Source organism: Elizabethkingia sp. YR214, assembly GCF_003058195.1.
GTDB lineage: Bacteria > Bacteroidota > Bacteroidia > Flavobacteriales > Weeksellaceae > Elizabethkingia.
The window spans coordinates 145,321-162,647 of record NZ_QBUH01000002.1 but is presented as its reverse complement, the minus strand read 5'-3'; the positions used below and the strand labels follow the sequence as shown (position 1 = coordinate 162,647).

Here is a 17,327-nt window from a genome sequence, read left to right as displayed (position 1 = left end):
TTTTGCTAATAGGATTATAGATTGTAAATTTGCAAAAATATATTAATTCAAATTAATGGAAACTAAAACACAATACGTTCCTTACAAAGTTAAGGATATTTCTCTGGCTGAATGGGGAAGAAAAGAGATAGAACTGGCTGAGGCTGAGATGCCTGGTCTTATGGCTATCCGTGAGGAATACGGTCCACAACAACCGTTGAAAGGAGCACGTATCGCAGGATGTCTTCACATGACGATCCAGACAGCTGTTCTTATCGAAACTCTAGTTGCTCTTGGAGCTGACGTTACATGGTCTTCTTGTAACATCTTCTCTACTCAGGATCACGCTGCTGCTGCTATTGCTGCTGCCGGAATTCCTGTATACGCATGGAAAGGTATGAACGAGGAGGAATTTGACTGGTGTATCGAGCAAACTCTTTTCTTCGGAGAAGAAAGACAACCACTAAACATGATTCTTGATGATGGTGGTGACCTTACCAATATGGTTTTCGACAAATACCCAGAATTAACAAAAGACATCAAAGGACTTTCTGAGGAAACAACTACAGGGGTTCACAGATTATACGAAAGAATGCAGAATGGTACATTAGTAATGCCTGCAATCAACGTAAACGATTCAGTTACCAAGTCTAAATTCGACAACAAATACGGATGTCGTGAATCTGCAGTAGATGCTATCAGAAGAGCTACAGACGTTATGCTTGCTGGTAAGCGTGTTGTAGTTTGCGGATACGGAGATGTAGGTAAAGGTACTGCAGCTTCTTTCAGAGGTGCTGGTTCTATCGTTACAGTAACCGAAATCGATCCAATCTGTGCATTACAGGCTGCTATGGAAGGTTATGAGGTAAAACAGCTGGATACAGTTGTAGACAATGCAGATATCATCATTACAACTACAGGTAACTTCGGTATTGTAAGAGGTGAGCATTTCGAAAAAATGAAAGATAAAACTATCGTATGTAACATCGGTCACTTCGATAATGAAATCGATATGGCATGGTTAAACAATAACCACGGTGCTTCTAAAATAGAGATCAAGCCACAGGTTGACAAATACAACGTTAATGGTAAAGATATCATTATCCTTGCAGAAGGACGTTTGGTAAATCTTGGTTGTGCTACTGGTCACCCTTCATTTGTAATGTCTAACTCTTTCTCTAACCAGACATTAGCTCAGATTGAACTTTGGGTACATTCTGATAAATATGAAAACAAAGTATATACTTTGCCTAAGCATTTAGATGAAAAAGTAGCTGCCCTTCACCTTAAAAAGTTAGGTGTAGAGCTTGAAACTCTTTCTCAGGAGCAGGCTAAATATATTGGTGTAACTGTAGATGGTCCATTCAAACCAGACTATTACAGATACTAAGATATAGTATTCTAAAACTTATAAAAAAACTCCCGGAATATTCCGGGAGTTTTTTACTTTTATTATTCTTTTTGGAAACAGAATAATAAAAGTAAAAACTATAATCAGGATTATGAAAACATCGCGTTTAGAGGCATTTAGTGACGGCGTTATTGCCATTATCATCACGATTATGGTACTGGAGTTAAAAGTGCCGGATACTACAAGCTGGTCTGCTTTATACAGTTTATTGCCTAAATTTATTTGCTATATCCTCAGCTTTATCTATGTCGGCATCTACTGGAACAATCACCACCATATGCTACATTACTGTACCAGTGTGAATGGGAGAATTATGTGGAGTAATCTGTTTTTCTTATTCTGGCTTTCTCTGATGCCTTTTGTTACAGCTTGGATGGGAGAGCATCATTTTGATAAAAATACAACCATTACCTATGGTATTCTTCTTATCCTTGTTGCTATAGGTTATACCGTACTTTCTTATCAGATACTGAATCAGGAAGGAAAAGATTCTCCGTATGCCAAAGCCATTGGTAGTAGCTATAAAGAAAAAGCATCCATAATACTATATATTTTAGGAATTGCCAGCTCATTCTATGAGTCATATCTGGCGCTTTTCTTTTATTATGTTGTCGCCATTATATGGATAATACCAGACCGAAGATTAGAGAAAAATGCAAATCACAAAGATTTGTAAAGTAACAGAAAAATGTTTTGCATAAGCAAAGCATTTTTTTATTAACTTCACATAACATGAAACGCTTTGTTATTATTTTGTTAATATTTATAACTGCTTTTTCTAAAGGCCAGAACAAAATGGAATTTGGAAAAGCTACAAAAGCTGTTATACCGTTTCAGTTAATTAATAGTCTCATCTTTATACCGGTACAGCTAAATGGTGTAAACCTTATTTTCCTTCTGGACTCAGGCGTTACCAATACTATTATATTCAGCACACAGGATAAGGATCTTAGTCTGAATGATGTTTCAAAAATGAAATTTACCGGGCTTGGAGGCTCTCAAGAAATAGAGGGCGTTCTGTCTCAAAAAAACATTCTTAGCTTCGGAAAAGATCTTGTAGATAAAGATCATACAATATATCTGATCCTGAATGAAGAATTTAATTTTTCTTCTCACATTGGTATTCCGGTTAATGGTATTATCGGGTCCGAATTCTTTAAAGACTATCCTGTTAAAATTGACTACATTAAAAAGAAAATTACGGTTTATTCCAATCAAAAGAACTTCGAAAGAGACACCAGAAAAGCGGCTACTTTCAATATTACTTTAGAGGGCGAAAAACCCTATATTATGGCTGATATTCAGATGACAACAATACCTAAACCTTCCAAACTTCTTATAGATCTGGGGAATGGTGATCCTATCTGGATATTTCCAAGCCTGATTAAAAACTTTGTTTACAACAGACCCAATATTGATGATTATCTGGGCAGAGGCTTTAATGGTGATATTTTTGGAAAAAGAAGCCGGATTAGAAAATTTTCTATAGGCGAATTTAGTTTTGAAAAGCCCTTGACGGCAATGCCTGATGAGTTTTCTATTCAGCATCTGAAATTGGTTGCGGACAGAAAAGGTTCTATAGGTGGCGAAATACTAAGAAGATTCACCGTATTTTTTGACTATCCCAATTCTAAAATATATCTAAAGAAAAACAGAAACTTCAATGATCCGTTTCATTTTAATATGAGTGGTCTGGATCTTCGCCATGATGGTATGGTATGGGATAAAGATTTAGTTTCTATACCAACGATAAAGAGTAAAGACTCTCCCAGAGAGGGAACGGAAATTAATCTGGGTGATAGTTTTCAGTATAAATTTGTTCTTAAACCATCTTATTCTATTGCGGGATGCAGAGAAGATTCTCCTGCCTATAAGGCCGGGTTAAGAAAAAATGATAAATTAGTAACGGTAAATGGTAAACCAGCCGGCAGTTATACACTGGAACAGCTGAACGAGTTATTTAAATCTGAAGAATTTAAAGTTATTAAAATCACTGTTATCCGAAACAGTGAAACCCTTAATTTCAGTTTTACGTTGGAGGATCCAATACCTTATCAGGAAAATTAAAACAATGGAAGAAGCAACACTCAATAGTATACGAAACAGACCTCGGTTCAAATTCAGTACAAAGCTCTCCCCTGTTGAATACGAGCAACATTTACTGGAAATGATACGGGCAAATCCTCTTATTCATGGAAAAATAAACAGAGAAGTTGCCAGTATATGGGTAAATAACAATATCGATAATTACTGGAAGCCATACCTTTCTATAAGAATGGAAAAAAGCAGTGAACAGGAAGACCATACAGAGATCAGAGGTATATTTGGTCCTAGTTCTGCTGTATGGACATTCTTTATGTTTTTGTACTTTCTTTTCGGAATATTCTTCATGGTATTTGTTTCATTATATTATGTTGAAATACAGATCAAGACTGAAAATTACCCATGGGCTATTCATGCTAGTATAGCCTGCATTGTCCTAATCCTGTTAACCTGGATGGCTTCTCAGTTCGGCCAAAAACTGGCAAAAAAAGAAATGGAAATTTTGAGAAAATTTGCAGAAGAAACTTCTGACAGTATAGAAGTCAAAAAAGAAGAATCATTATAAAGCAGGAAGTTAGAAGTACGAGATATAAAAATGAGTTGTGAATAACTATTTGTCAGCTTAACCACAAAAGAAACAAAATATCTTTGTAAGTGGTAACATTACATCTCAATAATTTGTCAGCTTAACTATTTTTTTAAACATAAAAAAGCCGGAGTAAAGTCCGGCTTTTATGATTATATTGTTATTTTGGGCTTTGCAGTGTCCTGCTGTTGTTTTGCCTGTTCTTTTTCTTTTTTAACTTCATCAAGAACTTTTACCCTATTATCCTGCTGTTTTTTAATTTCAGCAAGAAATGGGGTTACAATTTCTGTTAGTTGTTCTTCGGAAATATCATTGGCTTTAGGATCGTCCATTAGCTTCTTCCATGGTCTTCTCTGTCCCCACGGATAGTCACCATATACAATAACAGGATTTCCTTTTGCACGCACTGTTGCTCCGCCTTTGTTCAGTACCCATTGCTCCCCCCAATCATACATCCATTTTGCATCTTCTTCTAAAAGTCTCAGACACGAGTGCGATGCCGGATAACCAGGCATCGAATACTGATGCCAGCCTATACCTTCATGATTAGCAATATTAAAATTCCATTTTAGCTTCCATTCGTCACTTACGGTACTAATGATCTCTTTTCCTTTCCAGTTTGTAAAATGCAGTCCTCTGGTTGTCTGGTGTGCTTTAGATCCCATACTTGTAGGCCCCCACTTTACCAGCTTTCCGTTTTCATATAAGGCATAAGCCTGAATAGGATAAGAGAAAAAAGCAATTTTAGGTATTGAAGACATTGCTTCAACATACTCAGGGAATGGTGAATAAGCCAGGAAATTAGATTCCAGTTTATTTGGTACAATAAGTGTGTCAGCTTGTCCCATATTTTTTCTATCCAGACGGTTCAATGCAAGGATATTATGAAGTTCTTCTCCTTTATAAGTATTCAAAAAGACTTTTCTTAGTGAGTCATTTCCTTTTATAGGCCAAGCACTATAATCAGAATTGCTTTTAATACTAACTTTAGGTCTTTCGGGCTTTACAATTGAGTCTTTTTTCGGAACCTCCACAGAATCTTTTTCCTGTTTAGGATCTTCTACTACAGTAGATGTAGTGTCGGTGTGATCGGGTGTAGATGAAACTGTTTCGTTTTGCTTTTTACACTGCAATACGATGGCACTTATCATCACTAAACCAGCAAGTTTAAAACTTTTTTTCATGAACTGATAGTTGTTAAAGTTTTGTTAAAACAATAATGATACCAAGATGTAAAAATTACGAAAAAATAAAATATTAATTCCCTAAAAAGTGATAAAAAAATAGAATTATATATTTTGAACCGATAAAAATCATTTACCTACCAACTTCAGATATCTTTGCTTTTTAGTATCTTAGCTCTACTAATATGAATTTTCATTTATAATCTATCCGGAAATGTTTCAGATCTTCAGAGCCCACGTGGACAAATTTATTGAAATAGACGATGAGGAGTTTGAGAAAGTAACTTCTTTTTTCCGGATCAAAAAATTCCGAAAAAAGGAAAGTTTGATTACTGCCGGTGAAATCTGCAAATTTCATTTTTTTGTTCTCAAAGGTTGCCTCAGAAAATTTTACATTACTTCCAAGGGGACTGAGCAAACTACAGAATTTGCTATTGAAGCCTGGTGGCTTACCGACAATATGGCTTATGAGCATCAGCTAAGGACAGACTTCAGTATTCAGGCGGTTGAAAATTCAGAGGTTTTGGTGATTGAATATCAGGATCAGGAACGCTTGCTGAAAGAACATCCTATAATGGAACGTTACTTCAGATTTGTCTATCAACGTTCATATGCAGCAGCGCAAATGCGGGTAAGGTATATCTATACATTTTCTAAAGAGGAAATGTACCTTCATTTTTTGGAACAGCAACCTCAGTTTGTACAGCGGATACCACAGTATCTGATCGCTTCTTTTCTGGGGCTTACACCTGAATACTTAAGCGAAATAAGAGCTAAAAAGATTTCTTAAACCAGCTTAAGTTTTTTCAGATGCAGATTTTTCAACTTTGTAACATCAATAACTAAATACTTGGAAACAATGGAAAAACGCATCAACATTGCTCAGACAGAGCCACAATTGTACAAAGCGATGTACGGTTTGGAAGCAGCTACTGCACAAACGGAATTATCTAAAACTTTAAAAGAGTTAATAAAAATCCGCGCTTCACAAATCAATAATTGCGCTTATTGCCTGGATATGCATACTAAAGATGCTATCAAAAATGGTGAAACCCAACAACGTATATTTGTACTAAGTGCATGGAGAGAGGCTACCTATCTGTATACTGAAGAAGAACAGGCGGTATTGGCTATGACTGAAGAAGTAACGCTAATAAGCAACAACGGAGTATCCGAAGAGACTTATCAAAAAGCATTAAAGCATTTTACTAAAAATCAGGTTGCACAGATTATTATGGCAATTATTACCATCAATGCATGGAACAGAATAGCTGTTAGTACTCATTTACATATTGGTGAATAACCTTCTGTAAAATAAGCTTAATAACATCTAAAAAATCACGAAGGCACAAGTCCAATACTTGTGCCTTCGTGATTATATTCAAAAAATATTGGCTACATAATTTCCCGCCACCATTTGTCCCATTTTTTGTCAAGCTCATTCAGATTTAGCTTCTCTCCTATTTTAGGTGTTGCAACCGGAATACCTTCTGCTTCCGCATATTCAGTAACCTTTTCCAAAGGTTCATACCAAGGGTGCTGTGCCAGTTTGAATTTGGAATTGTGTACGGGAATAAAACTCTTTGCTTTGAGTTCTTTCACCTCTGTCATCATCTGATCCATTAGTGTATGAATATACGGCCACTTGTCTCCGTATTGTCCGCATTCCAGTATTGCAAGATCAAAAGGTCCGAATTTATTTCCTATATCTTTAAAATGCGGTCCATAACCGCTGTCTCCTCCTAAAAACAATTTCATTGTAGGCGTCTGTAATACAAAAGAAGTCCACAGAGAGATATTACGCTTTGTTAGCCTTCCGGAAAAATGTCTGGCCGGGGTCAAGGTAACGTTAAAACCATTGCCAAGATCTATGCTGTCGTACCAGTTTTTTTCAATAATTCTGTCTCTATCCCAACCCCAATATTCAAAATGTTGTGCTACACCAAGACCACAAATTACCTTTTTTACCTTTGGCTTTAGCGCCTGTACCGTTTTGTAATCCAAATGATCCCAATGATCATGTGAGATAAATAATACATCTATCTCGGGCATATCTTCAGGCTGATAATGATTGGATCCTTCAAATGCAGTTACAGAACCTGGTATTGGAGATGCATTTCCGCTAAATACAGGATCTGTAAGAAATGTCATCCCATCCAGTTGGATTAAATAAGAACTGTGCCCGAACCACAACATCACATTTTCTTCCGGACTAAGATTCTTCAGGTCAGTATTCACATACGGAATAGCCATCTTTGGTTTTGTATCCGGAAATTTTGTTTTTAGGAAATTCCATAAAACTTTACCCATTTTCTCGCCTTCAGCCAATGCCGGAGTCGGAACCAGATTATGAAACTGCCCGTTTTTATAATTGGATAATGTTTCGAAAAATATTTTTCTCTCGTTATCGGGGAACTGCCCCAGTTGCTTTATTAAACTCATTTTACAATTTACAGCCACTTTTAATACGGCCTTTGAAATTTATATTTTATATCTTAATACAGACTGTAAGCAGCCTTTATAATAGTAAGACGATTAAGCTGACAAAATACTTTAACCAATCCTTAATCTTTCTTCTTCCAGATCCAGTTTTACCAGATAATGTCTTATATATTCCTCATCCATACGCGGATTTTTCCTATTTTCTTCTCTTAGCCAAACTCTTTGCTCTTCCAGAGCATTCAGATACATTTCTTTGGTTTCGTCAGAGAGTTTGCGTATAGATTCCTCTTTATCTTCTTTTTCCCACTGATCCATCATCTTTCGGAAATATTCATTATCGCTTTTCCGATGGCTGTAATTTTCATTCAGATAAGTAAAAGCTGCATGTCGCATTCCCTTTCTCAGAACATCTTCTGCCTCCACTTTCGACAAATAGTCTCCTGAATCTGGTGAGAGCTTTAGCTTGCATATCAACGCAGGTAAAGTAAGCCCCTGTACAATCAATGTAATCAGTATTACAATAAAAGTAATAAAGAGTATCAGATTCCGGTGTGGAAAGAGTTCTCCGTTATCCATATGTACCGGAATAGATAAAGCTGCTGCCAGCGAAACCACTCCACGCATTCCTGTCCAACCAAATAATAAAGGTGCTTTCATTCCCGGATTACGGTCAGCTACATTAATGAAATTACGGGCAATAAGAGTTACAATAACTGCACCAAAGGCCGCAATAAAACGTACAACAATAAGAGTAACAGTAACTACCACTCCATAGCCAACCGCTTCACTAAGCCCTACTCCTTCATTTTGCAATCCTTCCTGAATTTCTGGCAAATCCAAACCAATAATGAGAAAAACGATACCGTTAATCAGAAATGCAAAGCTCTCCCAGACATTTGATCCCCTTAGGCGCGATTCGGAGGTTCGGAAAAACTCGTGTCTTCTTACGGAAAGGAATAGTCCACCGCTCACTACTGCCAATACCCCCGAAGCATGAATCTCTTCAGCTGCAATATACATGATGTATGGTGTTACCAGACTTAGTATAGTATCCATATTAACATCAGAAGGAAATAATTTATGAACCTTTAGAAAAATAAAAGCAAGCAATACTCCTACTCCTACTCCGCCAACAACCATCCATCCAAAGCTGGTTGCAGCATCCTGCCAGATAAATTGTCCTGTAGCAACAGCTACCATCGCGAAACGGAAAATAATAAGTGAAGAAGCATCATTGAATAAACTTTCACCTTCCAGCACTGTAGACAGATTTTTAGGAACTTTTACAAACTTCAGAATAGCTCCGGCACTCACAGCATCGGGAGGAGAAACAATTCCGCCCAGGACAAAACCTAAAGCCAATGAGAATCCGGGAATATAGGCATTTGCAATAAAAGCAACAGACAATGCCGTCAGAAATACAACGATAAAAGCGAAGCTGGTGATAATACGCCGCAGTTTCCATATTTCTTTCCAAGAAGTAGCAAAAGCTGCTTCATACAAAAGTGGAGGCAGAAAAATAATAAAGATAAGTTCCGGATCTGTTTTTATTTTTGGAATTCCGGGAATAAAACTGATGAGTAGCCCGGCAACTACCAGCAGTATGGGATAGGCAATTCTTAATTTATTTGCCAGCATAATAGCCAACAGGATTACTAATACCAGTCCCAGGTAAAAGACAAAATTTTCAATCATCGGATTTATAAAGTATTAAGTGATTTGTTTTTAAAGTACAATATTGTTTTTAGGTGTAATTGGCTGTGGAAGATCATTTTCATCCAGCATGTCACGCATATCAATTTCTATGGTACGGCTAATCTGGGTAATCGGAACATCATTGGCACTTCCTTCAAAAGGATTTACCGAACTTTCTCCCACCGTATCCAATGTGTGAAATGCCCAGGCTATAATCGCTGAAAAAGGAATATTGAACCATACCGTATAACCTTGCATGAAGGTACCATCACCCAGTTTATCCATTTCTTTTACCAATCCGAAGGGCGCCAATATTACAAAAATAAAAAGCAGATAGGTTGCAATGGAAGCAAAGTTTCGGGGATATGGAAAGTTTTTTATTCGCTCTGCCTTTCCCTGATCGTCTGTAAATTTTATAATAGACTGTTGTAATAGTGTCCATTCGAAATCATTAATCTCTCCTGCTTTTTTCAAACGGATCAATTCTTCGGATTGTAGAGCTGTAAGCTGAGTTGCTTTATTTTTCTTGGAAAGAATATATTGCAATTCTTCTCCGGACAGATAGTGCTTTAATTCCTCTTCCAAATTAGAGTTGAGTTCCGGAATTTCGTATCTGCTTTCCCGATAAACAAAATTACTTCTCTGGTTCATATTTTCCCAGGAACGTGGCTCTCTTAGCTGGAATCTCAATGTTGTAAGCCATGCAAAATGCCGGTAGAAAATCCTTTTTACAACCATAGATTCTTTCCCACCCAGCGTATCCCGGACAGAGTATGCAAAGCTTCGGCTATCATTAATAATAGCACCATAAATCTGTCGGGCTTCCCAAATTCTGTTGTAACTGGCATTATTTTTAAATCCTACAATAAAGGCTACTGCTGTTCCCAAAATAGCGACGGGCTGCCAGGGTAATCCTATAAATTTCCATCCTATAACATATAAAATAGTCGGAACTGTAGCAATAAGAAGCATTAAAAAGGTATCCCTTTTCGTCCATTTCGCAAATTCAAAAGGGGTAAAACGTTTTCCGGTGTGCATTGTGTGTTTTTGTTTTTTGTTAGTGTTTTTATTCTGTTTCTATTAATTGTTTCTCATCATGTTTACTCTGAAAATACAGGTGACAGCTCTTCCTGATACTTTTGAGGAAGAATTATTTTTTTGTTCTCCATATCTACCCGAAATTTATATAGCTTTGTTCTGTCTTCATTTCGAAGATCGATCCACTGATTATTGTACTTTATATCCCAAATGCCATAATCACCATTTATTACAAAGCTTTTACTAAGGTTTTCTCGGTTCCAAATCTTTGTTTTTCCACCTGTGAATTTTCCTTTCCACCAAAACTCTCCGGCAAAAACATTGTTGACACTTGGGGGTCGCAATACCTGTTTGTAATCCTTTTCCATTATATCGTTAAGATCTCCCAGTCCGGTAGCATTTCCTTTGTAGCTTTTAATCAGTTTCAGATGATCATTATATACATTTACCATTCCCTCACCGTAGAATATATGCAGTTGCATTACCTCTGCAGTTCCGGTCTTTGTATAAAAATCTGTAAAATATTCGGATGCATTCACATCTTTTATTAAAGGTTTTGTTGTATCTGAGTTCTTATAAATATCCAGTTTATGATCGTGAACGCCGACAAAATATTTTCGCCCTTCTTTAAAAAACTGATTGCCCACAACCGAATATTTCCGGGGTAAAACTATTTTCTCTTTAAATCGGTCAGCAATAAGGTAACTATTATTGGCATCTTGAAAATGTTCATATTTCTTATCATTCAAATAAACATTCTGCCATTTTAATTTTTCCAATACTGTTTTTTCTCCGGTTTCTCTGGAATAAAAACTTACCTGATTTCCATTTTGGAGTGCCAGATAATCTGTAACCAATAAGTTGATGTCGCTGTAATCAGGCGCCACATATTCTTTTTGGTTCTGTATATCTACGATACCATATTTATTATTAACGCCAAAAGCTTCATAACGTTCCTGTGCTCCGGCTAAAACGGTAAACAAGCTTATACTCCATAAATATATTTTCCTCATATTTATTTGGTAAACTATATTATAAAATTATCCAATTGAGAGTTTCTTAATATCACCTACTTCCAATACATGTTTTGGATAGCCACGCAATGCAGCATTAATCATCGCTTTTCCAACTTCTTCCAGAGTAAGGAAATAAGTTGAGTTTATAGCCCTTAGAGCTGGATAAATTGCATTGATGAATTTGAAAAACCCTTTTATATTCTTAGCTCCTTTGGCGGGTTTCATAAAACCTGGACGAAAATTGTAAACACCTTTGAATGGAAGTTTCATCAGATCATTTTCAGTTTTACCCTTCACACGTGCCCACATTTGCTTTCCTTTCTCGGTGCTGTCTGTGCTGGCACCGGAAACATAGCAAAAGGTCATCTGAGGATTAACTTCTGCCATAGTTTTAGCAAATCCCAATGTCAGATTATAAGTAACTTTGGTATATTGTTCTTCATTCATTCCTATAGAAGAAACTCCAAGGCAGAAAAAACAGGCATCATATCCTTCAACCTGACTAGTCAATGCTGAGATATTACTAAAATCACTGTGCAATATTTCTTCAACCTTTGGATGGGTATAACCGCTAGGCTTACGGTTAATTAAAAGAATTTTTTCGACATTAGGGTTACTGATACTTTCCTGTAATACTCCCTCGCCTACCATTCCTGTTGCTCCGGTTATAATGACCTTTAGTTTCATATTGTATTTTTGTTATTAATCAAATTTAATTATTCTCATTTAATTTTTCACATCTATGTTTTGTATTACTTTATGCTTTATCGATGTAAAGCAAAAGTAAAATAACCACAACATTAATTATTTAAACAAATTGCGGCAATTATGAAACTTATTACCGATCGATAAACTTCCTGTTAATAATATTTTACAAAGTATATACAAAATATCAATCGGGGAAATAATATTAAATAATCAAAATTAAATTGTGTGCAATTTAATTTTGATAAATTTGTATAAGAAATTAAGAAATGAAAAACCTGCAACAACTAAAGCTAGACAATCAGATATGTTTTCCGGTATATGCACTTTCCAAGGAAATCATAAACCGATACCGTCCGCTTTTGGACAAACTGGATGTAACTTATCCGCAGTATCTGGTACTATTGGTGCTATGGGAACATCGGGAACAATCCGTTTCTCAGTTAGGAGAAAAGCTATACCTGGACAGCGGTACGCTTACACCATTACTAAAGCGTCTGGAACAAAAAAAATTAGTTATCCGGGAAAGAAGCAAAGAGGATGAACGAATTGTAAAAATAAAACTGACCTCTGAAGGTGAAAACCTCCAAAAAATAGCGGCCAGCGTTCCGAAGCAACTTTTTGAAGATATGAAAGTTCCTCAGGAAGAACTTATGCAATTAAAAAAAACAATCGAAAAAATATTAACAACTTTAAATCAGTAAAAAAATGAAAACATTGTATACCATAGGTGCTGCGGCCACCGGCGGAAGAAACGGACATGTAAAAAGTGACAACGGAGTTTTAGATCTGGAAGTACGTTATCCAAAAGCCTTAGGCGGAGCCAATGATGAATATGCCAACCCGGAAATGTTATTTGCAGCTGGCTATGCAGCATGTTTTGACAGTGCTCTTAATCTGGTGATAAAGACAGCAAAGATTAAAACTGGTGAAACAACAGTAACGGCAAAAGTAGGTATCGGCCAGATTGAAAATGGTGGATTTGGTTTGGAAGCTGAGCTTCATGCAAACATACCGGGAGTTACATTGGAAGAAGCACAGAATCTGATTGAAAAAGCACATCAGGTATGTCCATATTCTAATGCAACAAGAGGAAATATAGAGGTAAAACTTACAGTATCTAACAATTAATACCAAAGAAATGCAGATCATCGCTATTATCCTTACTGCTATTGTAGCAATAGAACATTTGTATATTTTGTGGATGGAAATGTTTGCATGGGAAACGGCTGGTAAAAAAGCCTTTGGGCGCGCTTTACCTCATGATTTGTTCAAACCTACCAAAGGTTTGGCTGCTAATCAGGGCTTATACAATGGCTTTCTGGTGGCTGGTCTAATCTGGTCATTTCTTATAGAAAATCCGGAATGGAGTAATAATGTACGTTTATTCTTTCTGGGTTGTGTAGCTGTGGCCGGAATCTTCGGTGCTGTTACGGCCAGTAAAAAGATCTTTTTTGTACAGGCTGTTCCGGCATTGCTAGCTCTTGTATTTGTACTGCTTTCGAGATAAATTGTTCATTATACTATATATTTAGCCTTGTCAAAGTTTGAAACTTTGACAAGGCTTTTCTTATGACATTTTCAATTATGAAGTAACTCTTTGTATTGTTTGCTAAATTTCCTAAATAACAAAATGATAAAAATAATCCTGCATCAATAATTTATAGTACCGAGGAGCCTACTTTCTATTTTATAGATTACACCTCTATGACCATCAAAATCAAATTCTTCTAAATACTGCAGACCAAGTTTCTCTAGTACATTTACTGAGGCTTTGTTCTCCAACATTGCTCTCCCAACTATCCTAGTAAGCTTAAGTTTTTCAAAGCCATAATCAATACATGCTCGGGCACTTTCAGTGGCAAAACCTTTATTCCAGTATTGTTCAAAAAAGCGGAATCCAATATCTGTTTCGTTGGTGCTACTGCTATATTTTAATCCACACCACCCCAAAAATTCATTATTATCTTTGTTAATTACTGCCCAACGTCCATATCCGTTGAGTCGATAATCCTGGTAATTTTCCAAAAATTCTTTGGCTTCATCGATACTCCGAAAAGCCTTATCTCCCGTGTATTTTATAACATTCGGATTTAAATTCAAATTATAGAAATCTTTTGCATCATCAGGAGTAAGTTCTCTAAGCAAAAGTCTTTCTGTTTCTAATATGGGGTCCATAAGTTCTTTTCTTTCTTCCATTTCCTGATTCTTCCTCTGGCATTGGTATAAGGTGATGCCGTATTAAATTGAATAGCACACCAGGCTGGGCTATTCAATTTAATACAATGTCATTTCCTCTGCACATATAGACTTCTCTAAAATGTCACAAATTAAAATTTTAAAATAGCAACTATTATAAAGTACTTTAAAGATATAATTTACACATGTATTATATTAGATTTACAAAATCTCTCGCATCAGATAATTCAGGATCATTTTTTAAATCTTTAGCTAATACATTATTAATCCATTTCGGCCCGTGATTTCCTACACTTTTTACAAAACTTTCTAGTTCCCCAACTTCAGGAATTAGAAGACCTTTTTTAATAAACTTAGTTTGAATTCTATTAAATGCTTGCATTGCATTTCCATTTGGAATGAAAGCTTTTCCAATCTCTTTGGCTTCTGTCCAAGGCGAAGATTTTTTTAAAACCTTATTTATTTCAACAATTTTTTTCTTTGGAAAGATTCTCTCATCTATTGATGACAGAATGTCATTAATTTGATTTTTAGCATCTTCTGTTAAAAATTCAGGCCTTTTATTTTCAATTTCATATTTAACTAACTCCCAATCTTTATTTACATCACTCCAATCACCACCTAATTCTTCATATATAATCTTAAGAGGTTCAATATTGTTCAAAATATCAAAATCAGAAATAACTTTTATAGAAACATTTAATTTGTTCAAAGCTTTTATTGCTACTGGTATCCTGTGCTTTCCTCCTACATTAATAAATAAAATATCTGTTGTAGGATTAGCTCCTCCATCAAATTGTGAATTTAAAACTGCAGAATAAAAACGAGAATCAGAATCACTCTCACAAATAACAACTTTTGAATGGAACAATCCAGCTAAAATATTTGAATGTCTAAGTAGTGAATCATTCCATATTGCATCAATATCAATACTGTCTAATACTTTTATTGAATTTACAGTTCCCTCTCTATTTATACGTATTATCTTTAAGTTAGATGAATTGGCTTCTAGAAGTCCTTTTAAAAAATCCTCATTGTGAGTAGCCAAAAACAATTGTTTTTCAGATGGCAAATCCTTTCCTAACATTTTACCTAATAATCTTGCTTGAGGAGGATGTAAAAAAGCTTCAGGTTCATCTATAAACAAAATATCATGAATTGCAATAAAAGAATTCAAAAGAATACCTACAAAACTCCTCATTCCATCTCCTTGTTTATGTAGTAAATCTAATTTTTCTAAAGCTTCAATATAATTTTTTGAAACTCTGTCTTCTCCATTTTGAAGAATGGGTTTCTCTCCAACATATAAAGGTACTTCCATCCCGGCATTCCGATGAACAATAAGATCTGTACCAAATGCTTGCTTAAAATAACCACTGAATTTATTCTCAATTTCATCATCTTTTTGTAAAAAATGAATTGGATGATTAATAGGATCTGTTATTAACCTTATATTTGGAGGAGGATTTGCTGATGAGAGTCTTTGTTCTGTATTTAATATATTTACAAAAATTGGAAATAAATTCCCAATCCCTACCTTTTCATAATCATTTAATTGATTCTCAATGCTTGGAGAATATATATCATATCCAAGCCCTTGAAAATATATTTCAGGATTAGTAGTTTTCTTTTTTATCGATATTTTTTCAATATAAGATTTAAAATCATATTTTTCACCTTCTTTCCCTATCTTTATTTTTTTAACAACTTTTGTATAGTTATTAGTAGCTTTAATCTGTTCTGCAGACTCCTTTAAAGCAGCACTTTTACCTGCGTTATTAGGACCAACAAATACAACTATATCATTTTTTTCAAAACAAATTTTTGAATTATCATTAAACAAAATTTCTTTAATATAAAATCTTGGCTTCATAATTAATATTAAGTTACATTCCAAATATGCACAAAATTTATTATACCCACAATTTATTTACATATATAAAATTATTAATTCTAATAAATTGCATATTTTAATGTATATACAAAATAAAAACAAGTCCCACAACGGAGAATTACCACTCATTCTCTATATTTGTACACATAACCATATCCCATGAAAATTCGATTTTTAATTATCTTATTATTTTTTATCAGTTTTACATACAGCCAAAACTCAAAACAACTAGTAGATCAGTCAATTATTTTTTTAAAGAATAATGATAATTTAAAGTTCGATCAGACCAGAGATAAGGTATGGGGAGCTTTCCTTAAAGAAAATATCCCCTATTACAACAACGCCATTGAAAATATCAAGAAAAAACAGTATCCGGATGCATTCAAAAACCTTGACAGTTTAATCTCAGAAGATTATTTTATTGATACGATTCTGGCTGATAAAAACTTCTCGGCATTACATCATCTGGGAAATTGGAAAAAATTCACCCATCAGATTAAAGCTAAAAAATCAAAATACAATAACGATGTCCGATTAAAATTACTTGAGGTACAAAGCAAAGATCAAAGTATCAGATTGGTCTATCAGGAACTGAAAAAAACTTACACAGACGATAATGATCTGGTAAAATCAGCACGCGAAAAAATGAAAAAAATTGATCTTGAGAGTGCGGATATTGTTGCAAAAACAGTTAATAAATACGGCTGGCTTGGAAAAGATAAGATCGGAAAAGAAGCCAATGAAACACTCTTTCTGGGGATACAACATATAGATGATCTGGCTGTACAATCCAAATATTTGCCCACACTTAAAGACGCAGTTATAAAAGGAGACGCCGAGCCATGGCATTTGGCATTTTTAACGGACAGAATTTTAATGAATCAAGGAAAAAAACAGGTTTACGGAACACAAAAAATTATGACAAAAAATCCTGAAACATCCTATATAATTCCTTTAGAAAATCCTGAAAAAGTGGATGAACTAAGAAAAGAAATTGGTTTGGATCCATTAAACGACGATCTGCAGGAAGATGGGCTTTCCTGGAATCTTGAAGATTATAAAAAAGATTTACCCCGAATAGAAAAGCTGTATAAGGAAAGAGTCGAAATGCTTTCAAAAAATAAAAGCATGTAGT

At 35.2% G+C, this 17,327-nt stretch carries 19 protein-coding genes; 10 read left to right on the top strand and 9 right to left on the bottom strand.

Annotated features, from left to right (window positions below; all coding sequences use genetic code 11):
- The first annotated feature begins 55 nt into the window (after positions 1–55).
- From ahcY to C8J95_RS03865, 4 genes are all read left to right on the top strand, one after another.
- Entirely contained in the window at positions 56–1,369 is a 1,314-nt protein-coding gene (ahcY, locus tag C8J95_RS03880; protein WP_078405081.1) for an adenosylhomocysteinase, read from the top strand.
- A 112-nt stretch (positions 1,370–1,481) separates the two neighbouring features.
- Positions 1,482–2,066: a TMEM175 family protein gene (locus C8J95_RS03875; protein ID WP_107808834.1), complete on the top strand. Its 585-nt coding sequence runs from the start codon at positions 1,482–1,484 to the stop codon at positions 2,064–2,066.
- 56 nt (positions 2,067–2,122) lie between these two features.
- A complete protein-coding gene (locus C8J95_RS03870; RefSeq protein ID WP_107808833.1) occupies positions 2,123–3,457 on the top strand; it encodes a retropepsin-like aspartic protease in 1,335 nt (444 codons plus the stop codon).
- Positions 3,458–3,461: 4 nt separating this feature from the next.
- On the top strand, positions 3,462–3,998 hold the full coding sequence (locus tag C8J95_RS03865; RefSeq protein ID WP_107808832.1) for a hypothetical protein: 537 nt from the start codon (positions 3,462–3,464) through the stop codon (positions 3,996–3,998).
- 173 nt (positions 3,999–4,171) lie between these two features.
- Here the strand turns inward: C8J95_RS03865 and C8J95_RS03860 are convergent, their stop codons facing one another.
- The gene (locus tag C8J95_RS03860) at positions 4,172–5,203 is read right to left on the bottom strand and encodes a L,D-transpeptidase (protein WP_107808831.1); all 1,032 of its coding nucleotides are present in this window, start codon (positions 5,201–5,203) and stop codon (positions 4,172–4,174) included.
- A 214-nt stretch (positions 5,204–5,417) separates the two neighbouring features.
- Here C8J95_RS03860 and C8J95_RS03855 point away from each other — a divergent pair, with 214 nt between their 5' ends.
- Both C8J95_RS03855 and C8J95_RS03850 read left to right on the top strand, forming a co-directional pair.
- Positions 5,418–5,993 (top strand): Crp/Fnr family transcriptional regulator, encoded by a 576-nt coding sequence (locus C8J95_RS03855; RefSeq protein ID WP_107808830.1) that lies wholly within the window; start codon positions 5,418–5,420, stop codon positions 5,991–5,993.
- A gap of 69 nt (positions 5,994–6,062) precedes the next feature.
- The gene (locus C8J95_RS03850) at positions 6,063–6,506 is read left to right on the top strand and encodes a carboxymuconolactone decarboxylase family protein (protein ID WP_078773301.1); all 444 of its coding nucleotides are present in this window, start codon (positions 6,063–6,065) and stop codon (positions 6,504–6,506) included.
- A 92-nt stretch (positions 6,507–6,598) separates the two neighbouring features.
- Here C8J95_RS03850 and C8J95_RS03845 read toward each other — a convergent pair whose 3' ends face one another.
- The 5 genes from C8J95_RS03845 to C8J95_RS03825 form a co-directional block, all read right to left on the bottom strand.
- Complete coding sequence (locus C8J95_RS03845; protein WP_107808829.1) at positions 6,599–7,645, bottom strand: MBL fold metallo-hydrolase; 1,047 nt, start codon at positions 7,643–7,645, stop codon at positions 6,599–6,601.
- A 111-nt stretch (positions 7,646–7,756) separates the two neighbouring features.
- The gene (locus tag C8J95_RS03840; RefSeq protein ID WP_107808828.1) at positions 7,757–9,340 is read right to left on the bottom strand and encodes a Na+/H+ antiporter; all 1,584 of its coding nucleotides are present in this window, start codon (positions 9,338–9,340) and stop codon (positions 7,757–7,759) included.
- 30 nt (positions 9,341–9,370) lie between these two features.
- The gene (locus C8J95_RS03835) at positions 9,371–10,378 is read right to left on the bottom strand and encodes a bestrophin family protein (protein ID WP_107808827.1); all 1,008 of its coding nucleotides are present in this window, start codon (positions 10,376–10,378) and stop codon (positions 9,371–9,373) included.
- Positions 10,379–10,440: 62 nt separating this feature from the next.
- Entirely contained in the window at positions 10,441–11,391 is a 951-nt protein-coding gene (locus tag C8J95_RS03830; RefSeq protein WP_107808826.1) for a hypothetical protein, read from the bottom strand.
- A gap of 27 nt (positions 11,392–11,418) precedes the next feature.
- Positions 11,419–12,081, bottom strand: coding sequence for an NAD-dependent epimerase/dehydratase family protein (locus C8J95_RS03825; RefSeq protein WP_107808825.1), 663 nt, complete (start codon positions 12,079–12,081; stop codon positions 11,419–11,421).
- 287 nt (positions 12,082–12,368) lie between these two features.
- On the opposite strand from C8J95_RS03825, the gene C8J95_RS03820 reads away from it, so the two are divergent.
- The 3 genes from C8J95_RS03820 to C8J95_RS03810 are packed head-to-tail and all read left to right on the top strand — an operon-like array spanning position 12,369 to position 13,609.
- Entirely contained in the window at positions 12,369–12,803 is a 435-nt protein-coding gene (locus tag C8J95_RS03820) for a MarR family winged helix-turn-helix transcriptional regulator (protein WP_107808824.1), read from the top strand.
- Positions 12,804–12,807: 4 nt separating this feature from the next.
- The gene (locus C8J95_RS03815; RefSeq protein ID WP_107808823.1) at positions 12,808–13,230 is read left to right on the top strand and encodes an organic hydroperoxide resistance protein; all 423 of its coding nucleotides are present in this window, start codon (positions 12,808–12,810) and stop codon (positions 13,228–13,230) included.
- A gap of 10 nt (positions 13,231–13,240) precedes the next feature.
- The gene (locus C8J95_RS03810) at positions 13,241–13,609 is read left to right on the top strand and encodes a DUF1304 domain-containing protein (RefSeq protein WP_107808822.1); all 369 of its coding nucleotides are present in this window, start codon (positions 13,241–13,243) and stop codon (positions 13,607–13,609) included.
- Positions 13,610–13,752: 143 nt separating this feature from the next.
- On the opposite strand, the gene C8J95_RS03805 is transcribed toward C8J95_RS03810, so the two are convergent.
- From C8J95_RS03805 to C8J95_RS03795, 3 genes are all read right to left on the bottom strand, one after another.
- Positions 13,753–14,277: a GNAT family N-acetyltransferase gene (locus tag C8J95_RS03805; protein WP_107809019.1), complete on the bottom strand. Its 525-nt coding sequence runs from the start codon at positions 14,275–14,277 to the stop codon at positions 13,753–13,755.
- Positions 14,262–14,375, bottom strand: coding sequence for a ClbS/DfsB family four-helix bundle protein (locus C8J95_RS03800; RefSeq protein WP_255412711.1), 114 nt, complete (start codon positions 14,373–14,375; stop codon positions 14,262–14,264). Before C8J95_RS03800 ends, C8J95_RS03805 begins: the two co-directional genes overlap by 16 nt.
- A gap of 113 nt (positions 14,376–14,488) precedes the next feature.
- A complete protein-coding gene (locus tag C8J95_RS03795) occupies positions 14,489–16,171 on the bottom strand; it encodes an ATP-dependent endonuclease (protein WP_107808821.1) in 1,683 nt (560 codons plus the stop codon).
- 180 nt (positions 16,172–16,351) lie between these two features.
- Between C8J95_RS03795 and C8J95_RS03790 the strand changes: the two genes are divergently transcribed.
- Positions 16,352–17,326 (top strand): DUF6624 domain-containing protein, encoded by a 975-nt coding sequence (locus tag C8J95_RS03790; protein ID WP_107808820.1) that lies wholly within the window; start codon positions 16,352–16,354, stop codon positions 17,324–17,326.
- Position 17,327 lies beyond the last annotated feature (1 nt).